This window comes from Deinococcus psychrotolerans (assembly GCF_003860465.1).
Classification (GTDB): domain Bacteria; phylum Deinococcota; class Deinococci; order Deinococcales; family Deinococcaceae; genus Deinococcus; species Deinococcus psychrotolerans.
The window spans coordinates 2,143,260-2,164,828 of sequence record NZ_CP034183.1; the positions used below are offsets into that span (position 1 = coordinate 2,143,260).

Here is a 21,569-nt window from a genome sequence, read left to right on the forward strand (position 1 = left end):
CAGGAGTTTAGCTGGCCTGACTCTTTAGCTGGAGCTGCCTGCCAACTTCAGCAACTCCACATACACCTTGGCCGTCGCCGCAGCGTCTTCCAGGGCGTTGTGGGCGGCGTACTCGATGCCGAAATGCTCGGTGAGTTGGCTGAGCGGCGTGCCGATTTGATACGGCAACACTCCGGCGTGAATCAGAAACTGGGCGCTAAGTTTGGTGTCCACGTAGCCGCTTCTGAAGACCTTGCGTAAATCCGGCAGCAGCGGGCGCAAGAAGCCCAAGTCGAAGTTGAAGTTGTGCCCGCCGAGCATCACCCGTCCTACTTCGGCGGCGTACTCGCGCAGGGCAGCGGCTACCGCTTCAGGCGGCTGGGCGGCGGCATCGTGGGCCTCCAGATCAATGCCGTTGACTTCCATCGCGCCCGTTTCCACCTCATAGTGATCGTGCTTGACCAGCAGGTGCAGCGGGCGGCTGATCTGACCATCTAGGCCAAGTGTCACCAAGCCGATAGTCAATAGGGGGTGGCGCTTGGGGTCGCGGCCTCCGGTTTCGGTGTCCAGAAAAATCAGTGGCTGGCGCAGCGGAAAAGGAGTCACGGTGTTTCTTCCCCAAAAGCTGCACCAGCCAAATAAAGCGCGTGGGCGCTGATGCCTTCGGGCCAGTCGGCAGCGAAGATCAGCGTTTCAAAGCGCTCACGGTCGGCAGCGTAGAGAGCGCGTTGCACGTCTTCCAATCCCGCTTGATCGCCCGCCATCACGGTGAGAAAGTGGCTGGCAGCGTCGCGGGACGCTCTGGCGCGGGCGGCTCCGGCTTCGGCTTTGCGGGCGGCGTCCACCAGGCGGCGCAGGGTGGCCGACTTTCCGCTGGGCTGGACCTGCAACCACTCCCAGTGGCGCGGCAGCAACTTGACTTCTTGCACGGCGGCCTGCGGCTGGGGTGCTGGACGCGCGGCGGCTGCCAGCATCTGCGAGGCGCTTCCCTGAAAGTTAAAATCCACCTGCGCTCCGGTCTGGTCGTCAAAAATCAAAATGGGCAGGGCCTGTTCTGACGCGTCCAGATGCCTCTTAACCTGCTCCAGAACATCCACCAGCGGCGCGGTGATGAGGCGCTGGTGGCCCAGAAAAGCGGTATAAGTCTGCTCGCTCGCGGTGTTGTCCGTCACAGCGGCCTCACTTTGGCATTGACCATCTGGGTGCGGCGGCGCACCAGCGGGTGCGGGTCTTGTTGCAAGAGCTTTAAGACTTCCGGCGGCAGGGCGGGGTGGGCCGCCAGCGAGAGCCGCACGCCGTAATCGGGGTCGGCAGCGAGGCTGGCGAGCACTTCGGCGGGCAAATCGGGGTGCTGGGCCACCGCCGCCCGCAGTTGCCATTCGCCTCTGGCGGCGAGTTGGCGCAGCCGGGTTTCGCTCAGCGCGGCGCGGCCCGCCACCGCCCACTGCGCCTGCGGGTCGCTGTGACGCATCGCCAGTTCCTGAATCCACTCGGGAGCGGCGTCCACAGCGGCGAGGCGGGCCAAGCTGCGGCCCGTCCAGCGCTGGATGTGCTGCATCTGGGCCAGCCGGAGCAGCGGCAGCGCGGGGTTGGCAATCACCGCTTCGGGAAAGTCGGCGGCGAGGCTACCCAGCACTTCGGCGGGCGTATTAGGATGGCGGGCTACTGCTTCACGCAGAGGGGGCGCGGCGCTGCGGGCAAGGCGGGTGAGTTCCTCGGCAGTGGCGCTGGGCGCGGGCAGGCCGGTTTGAAGATCGGGCGCGGTCATGCCCTTATTCTGAACGCCCCGCGTTGTCCAGTGTGAGCGGAAGGGACACCAAGTCCAGCCAGCGGCCGAATGTGTGCCCGACCCGTAACGGCTTCAGCAGGGCGCGGCCCACTTGGCCGCCGCATGCCGTTCCGCAGACATAGACGCTGTTCGAGTCGCTAGCCAGAGTAAGTTTATGTATGTTTCCCTTGAGCTTTGACACCCCGCCTAAGGGTTGGCTCAGGCGCGGTGCTTCTTGGGCGGTGCAAGTTCGCAATTCTCAACAACTCACCCTGTTTGTAGAAAGACCACCTGAGCGGGTGGGGTGTTCAATTGCGCTCCTTTCTCGCTGGGTGTCACAAAGTAAAACGCCAGTGCCAGCAGCAAATACACCGCGATCAGCATCACGCCTTCAAACCAGGTCGCCTCGCCGTCTTTGGTTACGGTCGTCACGATCAGCGCCACCGCCACAATAGCCACCAGTTCCAGTGGACTGGAAAACACCAAATTCATCGGCTTGCCGATCAAGTACGAAATAATCACCAGCAGCGGCGCAGTAAACAGGGCTACTTGAATGGTCGCGCCTATGGCGATATTGATGGCCAGCCCAATTTTGCCTTGCCGCGCAAAGTAACTGCCCGCGATGTACTCGGCAAAGTTGCCCACCACCGCCAGCACGATAATGCCCAGAAAAAATGGACTGAGGCCCAGCGCTGCGCTGCTGGCGTCCAGCGCACCGGAGAGCATCTCGGATTCCAACGCGATGATGGCCGTTGCGCCCAGGAGCACCGCTGCCGCCTTCCAGGTCGGCCAGAGCGTGCCTTGGTGCTCCTCTTCTTCCAGCGCGAACACGTCTTTGTGCGTCACCAGCGTATAGACCAAGTTCAGGCCGTAGACCAGAATCAGCACCACCGCCACGCCCAAACTCAGGTATTCGTCTAAGTTGTTGCGGGCGGCGGCGCTTCCGGCTTCAAAGGCAGGCAGCCGCTCGGTCAAATCGAACAGGGCGGGCAGCAGCAAGGCCACCACCACCAAAAACAGCATCGAATTGAGCTGCCCAGCGTTCGCGCCGCTGAATTTCTGGCGGCTGCGGCCAAAGCTGCCGATCAAGATGGCCAGCCCCAGCCCCAGCAGCCCATTGCCGATGATGCTGCCGGTGATCTGCGCTTTCACCACAGCGGTGTTGCCCGCCAGCAGCACGAAAATGGCAATAATCAACTCGGCGAGGTTGCCAAAGGTGACGTTGAGCAGCCCGCCGATGGTCTGTCCTGCGCGGGCGGCGACCTGTTCGGTGGCCTTCCTGAGCCAGTCGGCCAGCGGAATGATCGCCACCGTGGACGCCCCGAATACCCACAGCGGCGGCGCATGAAAGACGTATTCCAGCAGCAGACTGATCGGGATAAAGGCCAGCAAGAGATTCATAGCGCTGACAATAGGGGATGGACAGGGGCGCGTGGGAGCTTGGGGGGAAGCTGAATGTTGGGCTGTTCTTTAGCACCGCCAAGCGTAAGCCTCAGCCCGCACCCCGCCGCCTCCCTGCTCTAGAATCTCCCTTGATGCCTGCCCAAACCCGAACCCTCGCCAGCGGCCTGACCGTGGCCTTTGAGCGCCGCGCCACCCCCGGTTTTTCCTTCCATTTGCGCCTGCCGCTGGGCAGCGCCCACGATCCCGCAGGGCAGGAAGGCACAGCGGGCTTGGTGGAAGAATGGCTCTACAAAGGCGCGGGTGCGTTCAGCGCTCGGCAATTCCAAGATGCCCTAGACGACCTCGGCGTGCGGCGCGGCGGCGGGATAGACGCCGAGGCCACCTACTTTTCCGGCAGCGGCCTGAATGAAGACCTCTCCGGAGCGCTGCGCCTCTACGCCGATCTGCTGCGCCGCCCCCACCTGCCCGCAGGCGAATTGCCGGTGCTGCTCGATCTGGCCCGTCAGGATTTGGAAAGTTCGCAGGACAATCCCGCCGAGCGGCTGGGCCTGGAAGCGCGGCGAATGGTCTTCGGAACAAGCGGCTATGCCCACCCCACCAGCGGAACGGTGCAGGGCCTCAGCCAAATCACCCCCGACACTGCCCGCGCCTTTTGGCAGCGCTACGGCGCGGGCGGCAGCATCCTCAGCGTGGTGGCCGACACGCAGGCCGAGGCAGTCTTTGATCTGGCCGACGAATTGTTCGGTGATTGGCAGACAGCAGACACCGAGCCAGTGCCGCTGACGCCGATGCTGGGCACCACTTCGCACCTCAAAGGCGACAGCCAGCAGACCCACTTCACCTTCACCGGGCGCGGCATTTCGCCGCTCTCGCCGGACTGGTTGGCTTGGCACCTCTCGCTCACCGCTTTGTCGGGCGGGAGCGCCAGCCGCCTGTTTCAAGCGGTGCGCGAAGACCGGGGACTGGCCTACAGTGTCCATGCTGGCCCGCAGGTGGTGGGCGGGGTGGGCCTCATCAGCGGTTACGCGGCCAGCACTCCCCAACGCGCTCCCGAAACGCTGAGCGTGATGCTCGGCGAACTGCGCCGCTGGCAAGCCGGACTGGAGGGGGCCGAGTTTGACCGCGCCAAAAACGCTTTGATGGCCAGCACGGTTTTCGGCTCCGAGAGCATCCGCGCCCGCAGCGGCGGGATGGCCCGCGACTTGGCCGTTTTCGGGCGGGTGCGCGAGGCCAGCGAAATGAGAACTGAAATTGCCGAGTTGACTTTAGAGCGCGTCAATACTTTTCTGTCTGGTTACGACTTGGGCGAACTCAGTTTGGCGTCGCTCGGCCCGGTGCCTTTGTCACTCAAAGCGGAGGCAGCCCATGTCTGAAACCACTCTCCTCAAGCCCACCAAGCACGTGCTGAGCAGCGGCCTGACCGTGCTGCTAGAACGCGATCCCGACGCCCAAACGTTAGCAATGGGCTACTTCGTGGGCACCGGAGCCAGAGACGAGCGGCCCGCCGAGCTGGGTGCGTCGCACTTTTTGGAACACCTGATGTTCAAAGGCTCCGAATCCGTCAGCGCCCTCGATCTCAATACCCGCTTGGACGCGCTGGGCGGGCAGGCCAACGCCTTTACCAGCGAGGAAGCCACGGTGTATCACGCGGCCAGCTTGCCCGAACAAGCCGGCGAGCTGCTCAGCGCCCTCAGTGTGCTGCTGACGCCGGCCCTGCGCCCTGAGGAAGTCAGCACCGAGCGCGGAGTGATTTTGGAAGAAATTGAGATGTACGCCGATCAGCCCGACTCGCGCCTCATGGACATCCTGAACGCCGAATACTGGGGTGAACATCCGCTGGGCCACTTGGTGCTGGGTACGGCGCAAACGGTCAGCGCTTTGACACCTGAGGTGCTGCGCCGCAACTTTGCTGAGCGCTACGCTGCGCCGAATATCACGCTGGCGGTCTGCGGCCAATTTGACGAGCAGGCGGTACTGGACGCCGCCGAGCAAGCCTGTGCCGAGTGGCCCCGCCATTCGTTCGAGCGGCAAATCACGCCCCACGTTCCCCAAAGCGGCCTGAGCGTGACGCCTGACCCCGAGCTCAGCCGCGCTCAGGTGGCGCTGGCCGCACCGGGCCTCAGCAACGCCGACCCGCTGCGCGAAGCGGCCCACGTGCTGACCGAGATCATCGGCGGCGAAAACGGTCGGCTCTACTGGGCTTTGGTGGACACCGGCCTGTGTGACAGCGCTGACCTCTCACACGCCGAGTACGACGGTGCGGGCATGTTCGTGGGCGGCTTTTCCTGCGACCCGCCGCGTACCCAAGAAGTTCTGGACGCTTACCGCGCCGTGCTGGGTGAAGTGCAAAACGGCGGCATCACCGACCTCGAAGTGCGCCGAGCTGCCCGCAAAATCGCGGTGGGGGCGCTGCTGAGAAGTGGCACGCCGCAGGGCCGTTTGTTTAGCCTCGGCATGGATTATCTGGCACGCGGCGAACTCATCAGCGCCTCGGAGAGCGTGCGCCGTTACGCTGACGTGACGCCAGAGCAAGTCCGCGCCGTGCTGGAGCGCAGACCATTTGATGTATTGCGGGTGGCGGTGCTGGGGCCGGTTGGGGAATTGGTTTAGGGGCTTACTCTTTGATATTTACACTGAGGAAGACGCTTTCTTTCAGGTTGGCGGCGATCCAGCGCTGAAACTGGTGGTTTACCCCTCTGTTGGGTCGGAAGGCGAAACCCACTCCCCCAGCAAATACGCCAGCCGCGTCTGCGCTCCTTCCTGACTCCCGTACACGCTCCGCAGCAGTTCACCGCCCGGCGCGAAGGCCAGCCAGTGCGGCGTGCCTTGGGTCTGCCAGAACTCGGCCACCGAGCCGTCCAAATCCAGCGCGACGGGAAACGGCAACTTGGCGTAGTCACGGGCAAAGTTAAGTAACTGCGGCTCAACTTGCTCACGCGCATAAAAGCGGTGGCCCCGGCTGGTGTGAACTGCCAGCAAGTTCACCGAATCCCCAAACTCGGCGTGCAGACGCCGCATAAACGGAATGCCCCGCGACACGCAGGCTGGGCATTCCAAGCTAAAAAACTGCACCAGTCCGGGCCGCGTCCACTCGGCAGGGTCGGGCACGGCGTTCAGATGCACAAATTCGGTGGGAGCAGGCCAGCGCACAGCAGCAGTATTCCACGCGCTAGCATGCTCAGCATGTTACGTTCTCTGCTCGCGTTGTCGGCGCTGCTGCTCATTCCAACTTCTCTGGCGACCAGTGTGGCCGAAGTCAAGAAAAAAGGTGTGCTGGTGCTCGGCACCGATCCCACCTTTCAGCCGTTTGAATTCAAAGGCGAAGACGGCAGCATTCAGGGCTTTGACATCGACATTGCCAAAGCGGTGGCCAAAGATTTGGGCGTCAAACTCCAGATTCAGGCGGTGGGCTTCGGCGCACTGATGCCGCAGTCGGTTACCTCGGGGCGGGTGGACATGGCCATGAGCGCCATTACCATCACGTCTGAGCGGGCCAAAGTGGTGAGTTTCAGTTCGCCGTATTACCGTAGCGCCCAGGTCTTTATCGTCAAGGCGGGCAATCCGAGTAAGTTCGCTTGGCCCGCCGACGTCAAAAACATCAACATCGGGGTGCAGGCCACCACCACCGGCCAATTCGCGGCCAACGACACCCTCAAGCCCAAGGGAGCCAACCTCAAGGTCTATGACGACTTCGCGGCGGGCCTCGCCGACGTGCAGGCGGGCCGAATCGTAGCGCTGATCGGCGACGCGCCCACAGTCACCGACCTTAAACGGCGCTTGCCCGGCCAGTTTGATCAAGCCGGCAAAGCGCTGGTGGCCGAAGATTACGGCGCTGTGTTCAAGAAAGGAAGCGACCTCGCCGCCGCCGCCGACAAAACCTTGGCCCGTATGAAAAAAAGCGGCGAATATCAAAAACTGCTCGACAAGTGGATTGTGCAAAAGTGATTTGAGCCGCGCTCTGAGGATTCCTCACCCGTAAGGCTGCTAGATTGACGACCGATGTGGTTTCGTGTCTTTTTGCTGCTGGCTCTCGCGGGTCTGGTGGCCCTCATTTCTCCGGCTGTGCCCGCACTGCTCAAGTACGGCGCTGTTCCTTCGGCCCCCGTACGCCCTGTGAACTTGCTGCTGGCGGGCGTCACTCCTGAATACGACGAGACTTCGGCGGTGTGGCCCTGGCCGGCCAAGCCTGAAGCGTATACCTACCTCACCGACACCATCGTGCTGGCGCAGTTGCGGGCGAGCGGCGAGGTGGAGCTGCTCAGTATTCCCCGCGATACCTGGGTCAACATTCCTTCTGTTGGGGGCAGTCAGGCGGGCTACGGCAAAATCAACGCCGCCAACCGGCGCGGCGGTCCCGAAGTGCTGGTTCAAGCGGTGCAAAACCTGACTGGCCTGCCGGTAGACGGTTACGCCCTGCTCAGCCTCAACGCCCTGCGCGACCTGACCAACGCTTCCGGCGGCGTTGATGTGAATGTGCCGGAGCGGATGCAGTACGACGACAACGCCGGAAAGCTGCATGTGGATTTGCAGCCGGGAATGCAGCACCTCAGCGGCCCGCAGGTCGAAGGCTTTTTGCGCTTTCGCCACGACAATCTGGGCGATATTGGCCGCGTGACCCGCCAGCAGCTTTATTTGCAGTCGCTCAGCCAAAAGCTGACGAGTCCGCTCAACGTCTGGCGCTGGCCCAGCGTGATTGGGGCGCTTGACCGCAACACTAAAGCGGGCCTGAGCCGTGAGGTGATTTCGCACACGCTCGGGGCACTGCTCTCCGGCCCCAAAATCAACACCCACACCTTACCCGGCGATTTTGGCCCGTCAGGAACATGGACGGCCAATCGCAGCGAGATTCGCGCCCTCATCTCCAAGTCGTTTAGTGATCCCAGCGACCCCAGAAGCCGCAGCGTGGCGATTGCCAATATCGACGCTCCAGCAGGCGCGGCCCGCGCCCTCCAAGACAAATTGGTGGCGGCGGGTTACAGCAACGTCTGGATCGTGAATTTGCAGCGCGGTCAAGCGCCGACCACCTTCATCGCAGGTGCGGCGGGCGCGGCGCTCAGCGGCCTCAGGGCGGATCTGGGTTACGGTCAGGTACAGGCGGCAGGCGGCGCAGCGGGTGCGGATCTCACGATTTTGCTGGGCAGCGACACGCCCGTGCCGAACTGAGGGAAGGTAAGAACCGCCGCCTCTGCTTCAAACCCGTAGTTCGTACAGCGCCACATCGTAGCCATGCACCACTTTGCGCCCGCGCACTTCAAAGCCGAATTGCTCGTAAATGGCCCGCAGCTTGGGACGGTTCCAGGTGGTGTCCAGTCGCAAGAAGGTGCAGCCCTCAGCTCTTGCTTCGCTAACCGCCGCTTCCAGCATTAGCTGCGCCAACCCTTGCCCCTGAAACTCAGGCGGCACGCCGAGCTTGTGGAGGTAAAGCGCTTCTCCCACTAAAGCGTCGGGCCAAAAGTCGGGGTCGGCGGCCAGCAGCACCATCGTGGCCGCCGCTTGGCCGCCCAACCAGCCGAGGCGAAAGCTGGCAGGCGGATACTGCGCTGTCAAGCGCTCCACCGTCATGGCGGAGTGCGGCCAGAGGGATTCGCCACGTGCTTGCAAGTTGCGGGCGGCGGCTTCCAGAATGCCGGCGCACAGCGGGAGTTCAGTCAGTTGAGCGGGCCGGACAGTCCAACTGAGCATGCTGAAGTCTAGAGCAAACCAGCCGCTTCAGTTCTGCCCGTACCTCGCTTATGTTCCCAGCGGCGGAGCGGCCTCGATCCCCGTGGCCCACAGCGCCGCGCCGCGCCGTTCCAGCCGCACACGCGGCAGCGGAGCGCGGGCCTTGCCGAACACCGCTTCACCCGAGCGCAGCGGATCGAAGACGCTGAAATGGCAGGGGCAACCGAGCCGGGGCATATTGTCCGGCGGGCGGTAACTGAAGCTGAAGGCCAGCACTTCGGGGTCTTTGACCAGGTTGACAGTGCAGCCCAAATGGGTACAGATTCGGCTGAAGGCGGCGTAGTGCTGCCCGTCCACCTCCAAGCTGCCGAGCGTGGCGGCGGGCAAGCGCAGCAGGATGCAGGGCCGCTTGTCGTAGCTAAATGCTTGCTGTGCCCACTCGCCGCTGAGCGCCGTCAGTGCCGCCACGCGCACGGCTGTTCCCGTCACAAAGTCAGGCGCACTGGGCTTTTCTTTGCCAAACGTGATGCGGCTGGCGTAGTAGCCCATATAGCCGAAGACGCCCACCGTCGCGCCGACCGGCAGCAGCCACCATTTTTCTAAAAGCTGACGGCGGGTGGGCATCAGCGAACCTGCCCTTCAGCCCCGCTCACTTCTGCCAGCCTTCCAACTTGCTCACCAGCGCTTCTAACTCCGCGCCCTTGATGTTGGGGTAAGCCGGCATAGCTCCCTTGCCATTTTGAATGACCGATTTCAGCTCGGCCCTGCTGAGGCGGCTCTCGTGCAGGTTGGGGCCGAGGCCGCCGCGCCCGCCCGCGCCGTGGCAACTGGCGCAGTTGGCCGCGTAGATTCGTGAAGCCGGGTCGGTTTGGGCCGTGCTGGCCCGCAACGTAGCGATCAAATCGTCGGCTTCGCGTCCGGCGGGATCTAAGCTCTGGTAGCGCTCCAGCGCGGCGAGGGCCAGCTTGGACTCGCCGAAATTGTTGAACGCGTAGCCGAGCAGCAACTGGCTTTCGGGGTCGCTCGGCGCGAGTTGGGCGGCGGTGCGAACCAGCAAAAAGGCTTGCGAGGCTTGCTGCTCGTTGGCCGGAGCGCTGCGGCCTTGCCCGGTCAGCAGCATGATGCCCAGCCGCCGCAGCGCTTTGGGCTGCTTGGGATCGAGCCGCAGCGCACTGGCGTAAGCGGCGCTGGCTTGGTCGTATTGGCCGGCGGTAAAGGCCGCGTCGCCCCACGCCAGATAAGCGGCTTGGGTTTGGCCGCGCTGCGCCTGCGCCTGCAAGCTCGGCAAGCTCAGGGCACTTTTGATGGCTGTTCCTTCGCCGCTGTCGAGCGCGGCCAATTGCCACTGCGGCACAAAGCTGAGTGCGCCCACGCCCACCACCGCTGCGGCCAGCACCACGCCGATCAGGGCGGGCGCGAATACGCTGCCGGATTTGGGCGCGGGCGGCAAGCCGTCGAGGGCACGCAGGCTGCGGGCGGCGCGGTTTTCCAAATCTGGGCGGCGGGCTTCATCCTCCAGGTCAATCAGTTCAGCCGTCAAAGCGTCGCGCTCACCTTCCAGACGCAGGCGCTCGGCAGCGTTGGGGTCGGCGGCGTTGCGGGCCCGCAGCGGCGAGACCACCGCCAGCAGCGCGGCCAAGCCCAGCAAGACCAGCAGCACGATCAGCAAAGCGTTCACGACTCCCCCCGCTGCTGCTCACGGCCAGCTTGGACTTGGGCGCGGATTTCGGCCAAATAGGGGTCTTCGGGTTCGTCGGCGTTGAGGGCGGGGTCAGCCGCCGTTTTGACGGGAGCAGCCGCGCCGCGCCGCTGACCGACCAAATAGCCCGTCAACGCCCCGCCGCCCAGTAGCAGCGCCAGAGACGGCAAAAGCCACAGCAGTTTTCCGGCAAAATCATTGGACGGCCTGAGCAGCACCCGCTGGCCGTAGCGCTCGCGAAAATAGTCGTAAATCTGCGCGTCCGTCTGCCCGGCTTGTGTCTGGGCGCTGATTTCTGAGAGCATCTGTTTGCTGATGTCGTTGCCGCTCTCGGTGATCGGCAGCACGTCGCGGCAAATCGGGCAGCGAATGCTGTTGCCGACGCGCGAAACTTGGCTTTGCTGCGCGGGGGTCAGCGGAGCGGCCAGCGCAGACGAAGCGAGCAGGAGAGCGGTCAGCAGGCGCTTGAGGGCCGACATTAGAACGTCACTCCGATGCTTTGCAGGCCTGCCGAGAGCCGCTCACGGGTCAATCCGCCCCGGTCAACCGACTTGATCAACCCGTCCGTGCCGATAAAAAAAGTTTCCGGCACGCCAGTGATGCCGTAATTGATCGACGTTTTGAGGTCGCTGTCGAGCAAGTTGGGGTAGGCCAGGCCGTAATCGGCAATGAACTTACGCATCCGCGTTTTGTCGGGGTCTTGAAACAGCACGCCGACCACGTTGAGGCCAGCCGCGCCCTGCTTTTCGCTGGCTTCGCGCAGGAGCGGCGCTTCGTCGCGGCACGGCACGCACCACGAGGCCCAGAAATTGAGCACCAGCGGCTTGCCTTTGAGCTGCTCCAAGCTCACCGTGCCGCCGTCCAGCGTTTTGAGGACGAATGTCGGCGCGGCCTTGCCCAGCAGCGGATCGCCCACGCCGCTCGAAGCGTCTTTGGGCCGCAGCAGCGCTACGCCCAGCGCCGCCACCAGCGCAAAGGCAATGCCCGGAGCGACAAAGCGCCGCCAAGCGGGAGGAGTGGAGTTGAGTTTGGTCATGAAGCTCCTTAAACGTGGCAGGTGGTGGTGGGAAGGGCAATCCCTGGCGCTCACTTCACTTTTCTCTCCGCTCCTGCCACTGGGAGAGGCGCTAAAAAGCGGAGTCCTTGTCTTTCTTAGGGGGTGGAGTGAGCAAATCGAATATCTCTCCCCGCTCCTCAGTCCGCCGCCACTGCCCCGCCCGTTACCTTGCGCACAGCGGGCCGCGCCGGAGATAGCAAGGTGACGCCCGCGCCCAGCACGATAATCAAAGTGCCGACCCAAATCCACGACACCAGCGGCGATTTGATGAGGCGGATGCTGGCCCACTTGCCATTTTTGTCGATGTTGGTGGTCACGAGGTAGGTGTCGCCCAGCACGCTGTAGCGCACGGCGGGAGTGGGAAATGGGGTGCCGGGGTCTTGGGCATAGACGTTCATGCGCGGCGCAAAACTCTGGCCATTGACCCGAATTTGGGTGATGGCGCTGGAGCCATAGTCATACTTGGCCTCGCGCAGGCTTTCGAGCCGCAGGGTGTCGCCCAGCACCTGTTTGTCTTGGCCGAGGTTGAGGGTGGTTTCGCCGCTCTGTTTGTACGCTCCCGAAAAGGCCAAGCCCAGCGCCAGCACCACCAAACCGAGGTGAGCGGTATACGCTCCGTAGCGGCGTGGCTGCTCACTGAGCAGGGCCGTGAGGCTGCCGCGCTGTCTGGCCGCCCGGAGGGTCAGGGTGGCGAGTCCGGCGACGTTGTAGGCGCACAGGGCCAGTGTCAGCAGTACTGCCACGCTCCGGACGCCCAGCACGGCGGCGATGATGGCCGCCAGCACGCCCGTTCCAACCGGCAGCCGCAGGGCCATCAGCAGGCTCTCGCCGTCAGCCCGACGCCAGGGCAGCAGCGGCCCGACGCCCATCAGCAGCAGCAAACCGAGGCCAATCGGCACGCTGAAGGTATTGAAAAACGGTGCGCCGATGCTGCTCTTGCGGCCCGTCACGGCTTCCACGATCACCGGAAACAGGGTGCCGAGCAGCACCACGGCGCTGAACACCAAAAACAGCCAGTTGCCCGCCAGAAACGCAGCTTCGCGGCTGAGCGGTGCGGGCGCTTCACCCAGGTCGCGCAGCTTGGGGGTGCGCCAGGCGGTCAGGGCCACGCCGCCGATCAGCAGCAATGCCAGAAAACCCAGAAACACAGGGCCGACTGGCCCGCCCGCGAAGGCGTGGACGCTCTGCACGATGCCGCTGCGGTTCAGGAAGGTGCCCAGCACGGTGGAGGTGTAGGCCAGCACGATGAGCCAGATGTTCCAGCCGCGCAGCAAGTTGCGTTTTTCCTGAATCTGGATGCTGTGCAAAAAAGCGGTGGTCAGCAGCCAGGGAATGAAGCTGGCATTCTCGACCGGATCCCAGGCCCAGTAGCCGCCCCAGCCCAATGTTTCGTAGCTCCACCAACCGCCCGCCACAATCGCGGCGGTCAAAAAGACCCAGGCCATCAGCGTCCAGCGGCGGGTCACGCTCAGCCAGTGATCCGAGAGTCGCCCAGTAATGAGCGCGGCCACCGCGTAGGCAAACGGCACGCTCAGGCCCACGAAGCCCAAATACAGCAAGACCGGGTGAACGGCCATCATCCAGTGGTTTTGCAGCGCCGGATTCGGCCCCTGCCCCTGCAACGGAATCTGTGCCAGCGGGGTAAACGGCGAGGCCACTCCTGCCACCACGCCCACGAAAAACAGCAGTGAAACGAACATCGCTCCCAGTGCCCAGGGCCGCAGAGCGTCGCGCCGCAGGGTCAGGCTGAGAATGAAAGCGTAGCCCGCCAGCAGCCAGGCCCACAGCAAGATGGAGCCTTCCAGCGCTCCCCACAGCGAGGTGATCTTGACCCAAGTCGGTGAGGTGGTCATCGAGTGCTCGGCCACGTAACGCACCGAGAAGTCGTCGCGCAGCAGGGCCGAGAGCAGCGCCAGAATCGCCAAACTGACAAAGGCGAACACCGCCCAAACGCTGCGGCGGGCCGCTTCGGTGCTGCGCGGGTCGCTTCGCAGGCCACCCAGCACCGAGAGCCACAGCCCCGCCAACGTAAAGGCTAGGGCCAGCAGCATGGCGACTTGGCCCAGCGCGGCCAGAGGACTGGACTGAAATGAAATCAGATTCAGCATGATCGTTGCTGCTCCTTACTGCCCTTCGGCGTTGGCGTCTTTGGCATTTTTCAGCATGTCTTTGAGTTCGCTCTGGCTACGCGGGATGCGGTATTCCTCGCTGTGCTTGACGATCAGTTCGTTGGCGTGAAAGACATTCTGGGCATTGAAGGTGCCGCGCACCACCACGCCCTGATTTTCCTTGAACAAGTCCGATACCGCGCCCTGATACACCACCGGAAACGTCGCGCTGCCGTCGGTGACGTTGAAATTCAGGTCGAGCGAATTGCGGTCATACTTCACGGCCCTGACGAGGCCGCCGATTCTGACGGTGTGGCCCTGCAAGTTGGCGGCCTGGGCCTTGTACTCGGTGGGCGTCACGAAGTATTCGATGCTCTGGGCGAGGTTGCCGAAGATGATGTAAGTCAGTAAGCCAGCGAGGGCCACGCCCGCCAGCACATACGGCAGCGGGTTTTTCCTGCGCCTTCTGGCCTGAGGGAGTTGAGGAGACGAGGGCGCACTCACAGTTCCCTCTCTTCTTGCCGCAGCCGCCACCAGACCCAGCCCAGATAGCCGATCAGAATCACGAACGTAACGACGTAAGTAATGAGGACGTAGCCCGAATACTTATCCACGGCGCACCTCGCTCTGGCTCAGCGGCTGATTCAGGGGCGGCAATTCAAATTCGCGCTCTTCGCGGCGCTCCTGCTTGGCCGCCAAAATGCCGCGCACCCGCAGCAAGTAAACGTAAAGCAAGGTAAAGGCGAGCGTCATGACGGTCAGGGCGATGCCGTACACCGGAGCCGCGCCCCACTGCATTCCGCCGAGCAGCTTGAGGGTCTGGGTCTGGTGAACCCCGCGCCACCACTCCACCGCCATGTAATTGACCGGAATGTAGAGCGTGCCGACCACGCCGATCACCGCCGAAACGCGGGCGCGGCGCTCGGGGTCGTCGATCAGGCCGCGCACCAGCAGGTAAGCGCCGTACACCACCAGCGAGAGGGCGGTGGTGGTCAGCCGGGCGTCCCACACCCAGTAGGTGCCCCAGGTCGGCTTGGCCCACAGCATGCCGCCCACGATGGTCGCCACTGTAAACAGCACTCCGATTTCACCGCTGCTCATGGCGAGGCGGTCGTAGCGGCGCTGGCGGGTGATGAGGTACAGCAGCCCGAACAACCCGGTGCCGCCATACGCAAGGTAACTCAGCCATGCGGTCGGCACATGCACGAACATCAGCCGCACGAGGAGGCCCTGATTGACGTCGGCGGGTGCGGTGAGACTCAGCCACAGGCCGGCCAGCACACTGAGGGCCGTCACTGCGCCGAGAACGGGGGTGAGACGGTCTTTTTTCGAGCCTGTTTTACTGAGCGTGGTCACACTGGTCATTGTGTCTCCAAACGGGCGGAGCGAAGGTAAGAGAAGGCGGCAAAAAGGCCGAGGGGAGCGGGCAATTCCAGCTTGGAGAAGCTCGCCCTGAAGAGAGCTTAAGCATGACGTTTTGGTGGCGCTCGGGCAAGTGCGAGTGTCCCCCGGCTGGTGTTCCTTTGACACTCCACGGGCTGCCTTTTCCTCAAGGTTTTCATCAGAATGAAATCAGAAAATGATAGAGGCCAGTTCACGTTTGTGAGCGAAATGACGTGGCAAGATAAGGTCTTCAGCGCTTTTAACGGGCCCCGTTTCGCCATCGGAGCGGGGTGTTCGTCCAAAGAGATCCGCCAAAGCCGGTTGGCCGGTGGGGGCGTAAATGGGTAGAAATGGGAGGTCAGTTTGAGTCATCGTTTAATACCTGCAGTGTGTGTCAGTGCCGGTTTGGCCGTCATTTCGGGATGTACGCCGACCATCAACGCGGCCAATGTGACCACTGAAGGTGCCGAGGCGACGACCAGCAGCGCCGACGCGGCGAACACCACTTACGGCCTCATCGGCAAATGGATGATCGACCCCGACGGCCAACCGGCCCGCTGGCTGGGCTACCAACTAAACGATCACAACTTGCGCGAGCCAGTCAACGTGATCTTGGTCGATAAAGTCGCCAAGACGCCGCAGGAAGCCGCCTCGCGCCTCGTGAGCGCGATGCAGGCGGCAGGCTACGGCCCAAAAGGAGGCCATAGTGTCGGCTACAAGGGCCTCATCCTGGGTCAGATGTACGGCCAGCAACCCGGCGGAAAAGATGAAGCCTTCAGCGACGGCGCGTGGTGGCAATCCAACAACCACGGACGGGTCTTCGGCCCCGCGCCGATAGACAGCGGCGGATACCTCTGGACAGCCGCGTTTAGCCGCGAAGACTTTGAATTGATTTCCTCGATGCATCACCCCTACAACTCCTTTAAGGTGGCCCGCGACGATCTCAGCGCCAAGTTGAGCGCGGCAGGCACCTTCAAGCGGCTGGACACGCTGAAGCTGGACAATGCCCTCAACACGCCCACCCTGACCACCGATGACCACGACGGCGGCGCAGCGGTGTTGGTGGCTGAGAAATAAGCAGAGCGCGGCTGCATTTGCTCTGGCCGTGCTTCACTCCACTGCAAACGGAAACAGCAAGGTGCAGACAATCAAGGTGCCTATGTCAAAGGCGGTGAGGAAACTCAGCCACCCGGCCACTTCCCCTGACCAACCGCCATCTAGGAGCAGACTGGTGGATTTGACGGTGGCCAGCACCACCGGAACGAGCAGTGGAAAAGCGAGGGCCGGCAGCAGCGCCTCGCGGGCCCGCAGATTGACCGTAATAGCGGCGTAAAAAGTGCTGCTGGCCGACAAACCGGTCACGCCCAGCACAGCGGTGAGCAGCAGCGCGGGCCAGGGCAGGGCCTGACCGCCGCCCGCCGCGCCGAACAGCAGTAGGCCCAGCGGCACAATCACAGCCGCCAGCACCAGCAGTTGCAGCCAGGTGCCCAGCCATTTTCCCAAATACAGTGCGCCGTGCGGCCCCGGATAAAGGGTCAGTTGCTCCAGCGCTCCGGCTTCTTGCTCCTGCGCGAACGCCCGGCCCGAAGCGATGGCCGACGACAGCGCCAGCGAGGCCCACACCGCTCCGGCGGCGGCGGGGCGCAGGCGGGCGTCATCCGGCCCGAGGGCGAGGCCCAGAACGAGCAGCACCAGCGCGGCGTAAAACAGCGTCGCCAGCAAAGTGTCGCGGGTGCGTCCGGCGAGGCGGGCGTCTTTGCGGGCAATCGTCAGGATGTGCTGCCAGCCTTCGTTCACGGGCTGTCCGTCAGGCTTCCGGCGCTCAGATGCAGGGCGCGGCCCGTGACCTGCGCGGCGAGGTCGGGTTCGTGGGCGGCCAGCAGCAGGGTCTGGCCTCTGCCGGTGACCTCGGCCAAAACTTCCAGCGCCAGATGCCGCCCCGCCGCATCGAGGTTGGCAAACGGTTCGTCGACCAAGGTCAGTGGGCGGGCCAGCAGCGAGAGGCGAGCCAGATTGAGGCGTTTTCTCATGCCTGCCGACAAAAAACGGACTCGGCGCTCGGCGGCTTTCTCTAAACCGACTCGCCTGAGTGCCGCGCCGGTATCGCCGCTGAGCCGGTGCATCTGAAGGGCAAAGTCCAGATTCTCGGCCGCCGTCAAATCGGGGTAGGTGCCGCCTTCGACTGGCATCAGATGCACGTGGTCGCGTACCGAACGCGAGTCGCGTAGGTCGTAGCCGTGAACGCGCCCCTCGCCACGGGTCAGCCGCAAGCTGGAAGCCAGCAGCCGCAGCAAGGTGGTTTTGCCCGCACCGTTTTCGCCCAGCAAGGTGACGCCCTCGCCCGCCGCGATGTCCAGATCCACGCCGCGCAAAATCACCTCGCGGCCCAGCCTCAGCCAAGCCCCGCGCAGCTGCACGGCGTATTCGGCGGCAGGCGTGCTCAGAGGCGCATCCATTCGGGCATCACTGAAAAAGCCCAGCTCGCCAGCAAGGTAAAGCGGCCCGTGACCATCAGCAGGCCCACCGCAATCAGGATTACGCCGCCGATCTTCTCAAAAATTCCGGCGTATCTGTTTAAGCGCCGCAAGTTGAGCCGCTCCCACAGCAGCGCCGAGAGGAGAAACGGCACCGCCAGGCCCAAAGTGTAGACCAGCAGCAGGCCCACACCTTGCCCGAGGCTCTGGGTGCTGGCGGCCAGTCCCAAAATGCTGCCCAGCACTGGCCCGAGGCAAGGGCTCCAACCGAAGGCGAAGGCCGCGCCGAGAGCGACGGGCCCGTATTGATCGGCGGCGCTGAGTTCGCGGGTGTCGCGCATCATAAACGGCAGCCGAATCACGCCCAGCATCACCAGTCCGAAGAAGACAATCAGCACGCCCGATAAGCGCGATAAGGTAAAGCGGTAAGCGTCCAGCAGCGAGCCGAGGCCGCTGGCGGTGGCCCCCAGCGCCACGAACACCAAGCCGAAACCCAAAATAAACCCCAGCGCCCGTGGGAGCGGCGCTTTGCCGCCGATGACACCCAAGTAACTTGGCACCAGCGGCAGCACGCACGGCGACAAAAACGAAATCAGCCCCGCCACGAAAGCGATGGTGAGGCTGGGGGCGCTGATATTCATGGTCTGAGTTTAGCGCCGTAAGGCAGGGCGGGCGTCCTGAGGTCTACAGCTTGGCCGCCGCCGTAAAGTCCCCTTCCCAAGCGTTCAGCACCCGCCCCCCGCGCACCAGCAGCACGGTCGGATACGCGCTGACCTTGAGGGCGCGGGCAAAAGCGGTGGCGTCGGGGCCGCGCCAAACGCTCAGCCCTTTGGGAGCGGGCGAGGCGACCTCCTCGGCGTTGACGGCGTGAACTGGCAAACCCGCTTGCAGCACCGCGCTCCAAAGGTCGCCTAGATCGCCGCAGTCGTGCGAGTACAGCACCACCAATTCGCGCTCGTCCTCGTCGTCACGGCTCTGTGCCCACGGGTGAGCGGGCAACGCGTCGCCGAGGCGCACCACCGCGCCCGCCGAAGTCAAACTGCCTGCGCCCAGGGCGAGCAGCAAGGTGAGCAGGGGGGCTGTGCGGTTCATGCCCTGCATCTTGACGCGTGCGGGTGGCAAATGGATGAAAAGGCAGGTTGTTTTACTTTGCCGAGCTTGCTGCTCGCCGGGCGCGGAAGCTGCCGATTTCTTGCAAGCTCAGGCCAAGTACGTTGAGGGCGTAGAGCACCACCAAGAAAATCAGCACGCCGCTGGCGCTCAGCGGGCCGGGCAAATACGGCAGCGTCAGCCAGCCGCGTGCGGTAAGGAGATTGCCGATGGCCGCCGCCCAGCCGAGCAGCAGCACCGCGCCCCACGCGCCGTCGAGTAAGGCGCTGCCGGGCAGCAGCAGGGCCAGCAGCCGGAAGAGGGCGGGGCGTCCGGCGCGGCCGGAGGGATCAGATGAGGGGGTCAGCAGCCACACCACGCCCAGCGCGTAGGTCAGCAGCAGCAGCGTGACCCAAACGGCTTGCAGCGGCGTGCTGAGCTGAGTGGGCGTGGCCATCAGAGCGCTCCAAGGATTGAGCACTAGGGCGCGGAGTTGCCCGGCCAAGCTGCCGCCGAGGGCCCGCACCAAACTGCGCTGATCGGGATAGCACAGCCTCGGCGCGGCGCGGTACTCCCTTTGAAAGGCCGCTTCGGGGGCGCTGGGTTGCAGGCCCAAGTTGTAAGCGGGCGCGAGCAAATCCGGAGCCGCCGAGAGTGAGGCTTGCCACAGTCCTCGGGCTTGGGCGTTGTCGTCTCTGTTCTCGGCCAAGACACCCAAGTTGTTTTGAGCGCAGGGCAGTGGCGAAGTGCCCACCTCGTAGCTGCTGCGGGCCGCCGCGTCGTCACCGTCGAGCTGAGAAGACAAGCCGCGCAGCAGGGCCGTGTCGCGGCTGGGCGTGAGTTCTAATTCATCGAGGCCGCCGTAAAACCAAGCGCCGCCGTAAGTGCCGATATTGAGCGCGGGCGCTTGTAAGCGGGTTTCGGCGCGGGCCGCCCAGGTCCAGGCCGAGAGGCTCAGCAGCAAAGTGGAGAGCAGTGAGAGCATCACCAGCTTTTCGCCGAACCCCCCATAAGCCACGACACTGCGCCGGAGCCGCGACAGTGGACGCCTCAGCCAACTGCCCCAGCGTCCGCCCAACTCGGCGGTGTCTTGGCCCTGCACCCGCCAAGTGCGGGCGGCGAGCGTCAGGTAAGCGGCCAGCCAGCTCAGCAGCAGCACGAAAGCGCTGACGCGGGCGGCGTCGCGCAGGGTCAGCACCGCGTCTGCGCCGAGGTTGTACAGTGTGCCGGTGCTGAGCGTCCGGGCAAAGGCCCGCCACTCCTCGGCCTCGCCGCTGCGGTTTTGAGCATCGAGCAGCGCGGCGTAGCGGGTGTATAAGCTCAGCGAGCCTTCAAAGCGCGGTGAGGTCTGGCGGAGGTAACGAATCCACACGTCGGCGCGTTCGAGCTTGTTTTGGCTCAGCAGCGTTTCCAACTCGCCGAGCGGGTCGCCGTAAGCGCTCAGGGCGGCGCGGCTCACCGGCAAAGCCGGGTCGTAGCCGCGTGCCGCGTAGTCGCGGGCGGCGCGGCTGAGCAGCAAGTTGGCTGCCGCAGGCGAGTTGAGCGCTTCCATCTGGGCGGCGAGTTGCAGCGAGGCCGGAAAAGCCAGCGGCAAACTGGCCGCCCGCTGGGTTTCACTCAGGGCCGTGAAGCGGTCGCCGCGTTGCCGGGCCAGCGCGGCGCGGCGCAGGGCCAAAAATGGATTGGTGGGGTCTTGGAGAGCGGCCTGCGCGACTTGGCTGTCCGGCGTGAGTGCGGCGGCGCGGCGCAGCCAACCGGTGACCTGCGTGTCTGGTACCAGCACCACCCGCTCCTGAATTTGCCCGCCGACGACGCTGTAAGTGTCCTGTGCTCCGCTCGGCCCCGCCGTGACCCGCAGCACGCCGCCGCTGGCGTCCACGGCGCTCAGCATGTTGGAGAAATCAAGGCGGGTGGTGGCCACGCCCAAGGCGTCGAAGCCGTAGAGCGAAGGCCCGACGCCCAGCCAAGTGGTGTCGCCCTGCGTGACCGGGCCGCTGAGGTCGCCCAGCGCTGCGGGATAGATCAGTGTCGTCAGCGTTTTGCCGCCCTCCTCAAAGGTGAGGCTTCGCCCGTCCAGCACGGCGGCGGCTTGACTCTGGCCGCCCAACGTGATGCTCAGGGTGAGCAGTAAGCCCAGCGCTCCACTTGTCCAGCCCCCCGCCTTCACGCCGTCTTTTTTCCGAGCTTGCCATCTTCGATCAGCAGTTGCACCGACCTGACCGCCATCCCCAGGCCGCCTGCGACCAGCGCCAAGGTGCCCCCCAGCCAGAATGAAGCGGCCACGCTGATCGGCAACACCACCGCTGACATGAAGGGAATGGCGTTGAGGCCGACCCTTTTTTGGATGGTGGCTTTGTAAAGCGGCATCACGATGAGGGAAAGCAGCACCATCAGCAGCAGGGTTTTGGGCGCGACGATCAGCAGTGCGCCCAGCATCGGGGCAATGCCGCCGCCGCCGTTGAAACGGAAAAACACCGGATAGCAGTGGCCGATAATCACCAGAAACATGGCCGCCCACTCCCACCCCGGCGCGAAACGCAGCGCCAGATAAGCCGCCAGCACGCCTTTGAGGATGTCGAGCACCGAGATGGTCAGGGCCGGGCCGAGGCCGTATTGCCGGAACATCCCACTGCCCCCGGGCATGTCGCGCCCGCGCACATCGTCGCCGCGCATGTGCGAGTAAATTACGCCGAAGACCACCGAGCCGAGCAGATAAGCCGACAGCAGCACCAAAAAGACAGTCACGCGGGCATTCTAATACGAACGCAAACCTCAGCCGCAGCCCAAGACGGCGAGCAGGCGTCCTACAAGCCCATAAAACCGCAAAGATGAAGGACTGCCGCCGTATCTCTGCTTTTTCTGACTCAGGAGCGGGATTTGATCAAAGTCGGGCCAAAGCGGGGGCTGAGGCGCGGAAACTTTCAAAGTGTGAACCGGTCATCCAGTT

At 63.9% G+C, this 21,569-nt stretch carries 25 protein-coding genes; 5 read left to right on the plus strand and 20 right to left on the minus strand.

What is annotated here, in order from left to right; translation table 11 throughout:
* Positions 1 to 24: 24 nt before the first annotated feature.
* The 4 genes from EHF33_RS10605 to cax form a co-directional block, all read right to left on the minus strand.
* Positions 25 to 585: a 3'-5' exonuclease gene (locus tag EHF33_RS10605; protein WP_164473457.1), complete on the minus strand. Its 561-nt coding sequence runs from the start codon at positions 583 to 585 to the stop codon at positions 25 to 27.
* Positions 582 to 1,151, minus strand: a complete 570-nt coding sequence (locus tag EHF33_RS10610; protein ID WP_124871081.1) for a DUF2239 family protein — start codon at positions 1,149 to 1,151, stop codon at positions 582 to 584. Before EHF33_RS10610 ends, EHF33_RS10605 begins: the two co-directional genes overlap by 4 nt.
* Complete coding sequence (locus EHF33_RS10615; RefSeq protein ID WP_124871084.1) at positions 1,148 to 1,747, minus strand: hypothetical protein; 600 nt, start codon at positions 1,745 to 1,747, stop codon at positions 1,148 to 1,150. The genes EHF33_RS10610 and EHF33_RS10615 overlap by 4 nt, the downstream gene beginning before the upstream one ends.
* 267 nt (positions 1,748 to 2,014) lie before the next feature.
* Positions 2,015 to 3,148 carry a calcium/proton exchanger gene (cax, locus tag EHF33_RS10620; protein WP_124871087.1) on the minus strand — a complete coding sequence of 378 codons (1,134 nt, stop codon included), beginning with the start codon at positions 3,146 to 3,148 and terminating at the stop codon, positions 2,015 to 2,017.
* Positions 3,149 to 3,282: 134 nt separating this feature from the next.
* Here cax and EHF33_RS10625 point away from each other — a divergent pair, with 134 nt between their 5' ends.
* Both EHF33_RS10625 and EHF33_RS10630 read left to right on the plus strand, forming a co-directional pair.
* Positions 3,283 to 4,524 carry a M16 family metallopeptidase gene (locus tag EHF33_RS10625; protein ID WP_124871091.1) on the plus strand — a complete coding sequence of 414 codons (1,242 nt, stop codon included), beginning with the start codon at positions 3,283 to 3,285 and terminating at the stop codon, positions 4,522 to 4,524.
* Positions 4,517 to 5,761 (plus strand): M16 family metallopeptidase, encoded by a 1,245-nt coding sequence (locus tag EHF33_RS10630; protein WP_124871095.1) that lies wholly within the window; start codon positions 4,517 to 4,519, stop codon positions 5,759 to 5,761. Before EHF33_RS10625 ends, EHF33_RS10630 begins: the two co-directional genes overlap by 8 nt.
* A gap of 78 nt (positions 5,762 to 5,839) precedes the next feature.
* On the opposite strand, the gene EHF33_RS10635 is transcribed toward EHF33_RS10630, so the two are convergent.
* Entirely contained in the window at positions 5,840 to 6,301 is a 462-nt protein-coding gene (locus EHF33_RS10635) for a TlpA disulfide reductase family protein (RefSeq protein WP_124871099.1), read from the minus strand.
* A 33-nt stretch (positions 6,302 to 6,334) separates the two neighbouring features.
* Here EHF33_RS10635 and EHF33_RS10640 point away from each other — a divergent pair, with 33 nt between their 5' ends.
* Both EHF33_RS10640 and EHF33_RS10645 read left to right on the plus strand, forming a co-directional pair.
* Entirely contained in the window at positions 6,335 to 7,096 is a 762-nt protein-coding gene (locus EHF33_RS10640; RefSeq protein WP_124871102.1) for an ABC transporter substrate-binding protein, read from the plus strand.
* Positions 7,097 to 7,150: 54 nt separating this feature from the next.
* A complete protein-coding gene (locus EHF33_RS10645) occupies positions 7,151 to 8,314 on the plus strand; it encodes an LCP family protein (protein ID WP_124871105.1) in 1,164 nt (387 codons plus the stop codon).
* 27 nt (positions 8,315 to 8,341) lie between these two features.
* Here the strand turns inward: EHF33_RS10645 and EHF33_RS10650 are convergent, their stop codons facing one another.
* The 9 genes from EHF33_RS10650 to ccsA all read right to left on the minus strand — a co-directional run bounded on the left by EHF33_RS10650 (position 8,342) and on the right by ccsA (position 15,041).
* Complete coding sequence (locus tag EHF33_RS10650; RefSeq protein WP_124871109.1) at positions 8,342 to 8,833, minus strand: GNAT family N-acetyltransferase; 492 nt, start codon at positions 8,831 to 8,833, stop codon at positions 8,342 to 8,344.
* Between the two features lie 48 nt (positions 8,834 to 8,881).
* The gene (locus tag EHF33_RS10655; RefSeq protein ID WP_124871112.1) at positions 8,882 to 9,436 is read right to left on the minus strand and encodes a QcrA and Rieske domain-containing protein; all 555 of its coding nucleotides are present in this window, start codon (positions 9,434 to 9,436) and stop codon (positions 8,882 to 8,884) included.
* Positions 9,437 to 9,461: 25 nt separating this feature from the next.
* Complete coding sequence (locus EHF33_RS10660; RefSeq protein ID WP_241191140.1) at positions 9,462 to 10,490, minus strand: c-type cytochrome; 1,029 nt, start codon at positions 10,488 to 10,490, stop codon at positions 9,462 to 9,464.
* On the minus strand, positions 10,487 to 10,990 hold the full coding sequence (locus EHF33_RS10665) for a cytochrome c-type biogenesis protein (protein WP_124871115.1): 504 nt from the start codon (positions 10,988 to 10,990) through the stop codon (positions 10,487 to 10,489). The genes EHF33_RS10660 and EHF33_RS10665 overlap by 4 nt, the downstream gene beginning before the upstream one ends.
* Positions 10,990 to 11,547: a TlpA disulfide reductase family protein gene (locus tag EHF33_RS10670; protein ID WP_124871117.1), complete on the minus strand. Its 558-nt coding sequence runs from the start codon at positions 11,545 to 11,547 to the stop codon at positions 10,990 to 10,992. The genes EHF33_RS10665 and EHF33_RS10670 overlap by 1 nt, the downstream gene beginning before the upstream one ends.
* 158 nt (positions 11,548 to 11,705) lie before the next feature.
* Positions 11,706 to 13,676, minus strand: a complete 1,971-nt coding sequence (locus EHF33_RS10675; RefSeq protein WP_124871120.1) for a heme lyase CcmF/NrfE family subunit — start codon at positions 13,674 to 13,676, stop codon at positions 11,706 to 11,708.
* 15 nt (positions 13,677 to 13,691) lie between these two features.
* Positions 13,692 to 14,180: a cytochrome c maturation protein CcmE gene (gene ccmE / locus EHF33_RS10680; protein ID WP_124871122.1), complete on the minus strand. Its 489-nt coding sequence runs from the start codon at positions 14,178 to 14,180 to the stop codon at positions 13,692 to 13,694.
* A complete protein-coding gene (gene ccmD / locus EHF33_RS10685) occupies positions 14,177 to 14,290 on the minus strand; it encodes a heme exporter protein CcmD (protein ID WP_124871125.1) in 114 nt (37 codons plus the stop codon). The genes ccmE and ccmD overlap by 4 nt, the downstream gene beginning before the upstream one ends.
* Positions 14,283 to 15,041, minus strand: a complete 759-nt coding sequence (ccsA, locus tag EHF33_RS10690) for a cytochrome c biogenesis protein CcsA (protein ID WP_124871128.1) — start codon at positions 15,039 to 15,041, stop codon at positions 14,283 to 14,285. Before ccsA ends, ccmD begins: the two co-directional genes overlap by 8 nt.
* Before the next feature lie 381 nt (positions 15,042 to 15,422).
* On the opposite strand from ccsA, the gene EHF33_RS10695 reads away from it, so the two are divergent.
* Positions 15,423 to 16,136, plus strand: a complete 714-nt coding sequence (locus EHF33_RS10695) for a hypothetical protein (RefSeq protein WP_124871131.1) — start codon at positions 15,423 to 15,425, stop codon at positions 16,134 to 16,136.
* Between the two features lie 33 nt (positions 16,137 to 16,169).
* On the opposite strand, the gene EHF33_RS10700 is transcribed toward EHF33_RS10695, so the two are convergent.
* From EHF33_RS10700 to EHF33_RS10725, 6 genes are read right to left on the minus strand one after another with little or no spacing between them, the layout of a single operon-like run.
* A complete protein-coding gene (locus EHF33_RS10700; protein WP_124871134.1) occupies positions 16,170 to 16,856 on the minus strand; it encodes a heme exporter protein CcmB in 687 nt (228 codons plus the stop codon).
* Entirely contained in the window at positions 16,853 to 17,515 is a 663-nt protein-coding gene (gene ccmA, locus EHF33_RS10705; protein WP_124871138.1) for a heme ABC exporter ATP-binding protein CcmA, read from the minus strand. Before ccmA ends, EHF33_RS10700 begins: the two co-directional genes overlap by 4 nt.
* Entirely contained in the window at positions 17,500 to 18,174 is a 675-nt protein-coding gene (locus EHF33_RS10710) for a cytochrome c biogenesis CcdA family protein (RefSeq protein ID WP_124871141.1), read from the minus strand. The genes ccmA and EHF33_RS10710 overlap by 16 nt, the downstream gene beginning before the upstream one ends.
* Positions 18,175 to 18,217: 43 nt before the next feature.
* Positions 18,218 to 18,634: a penicillin-binding protein gene (locus EHF33_RS10715; RefSeq protein ID WP_124873096.1), complete on the minus strand. Its 417-nt coding sequence runs from the start codon at positions 18,632 to 18,634 to the stop codon at positions 18,218 to 18,220.
* A gap of 43 nt (positions 18,635 to 18,677) precedes the next feature.
* Positions 18,678 to 20,789 (minus strand): hypothetical protein, encoded by a 2,112-nt coding sequence (locus EHF33_RS10720; RefSeq protein ID WP_241191141.1) that lies wholly within the window; start codon positions 20,787 to 20,789, stop codon positions 18,678 to 18,680.
* Positions 20,786 to 21,367, minus strand: a complete 582-nt coding sequence (locus EHF33_RS10725) for a glycerol-3-phosphate acyltransferase (RefSeq protein WP_124871144.1) — start codon at positions 21,365 to 21,367, stop codon at positions 20,786 to 20,788. The genes EHF33_RS10720 and EHF33_RS10725 overlap by 4 nt, the downstream gene beginning before the upstream one ends.
* Positions 21,368 to 21,569 lie beyond the last annotated feature (202 nt).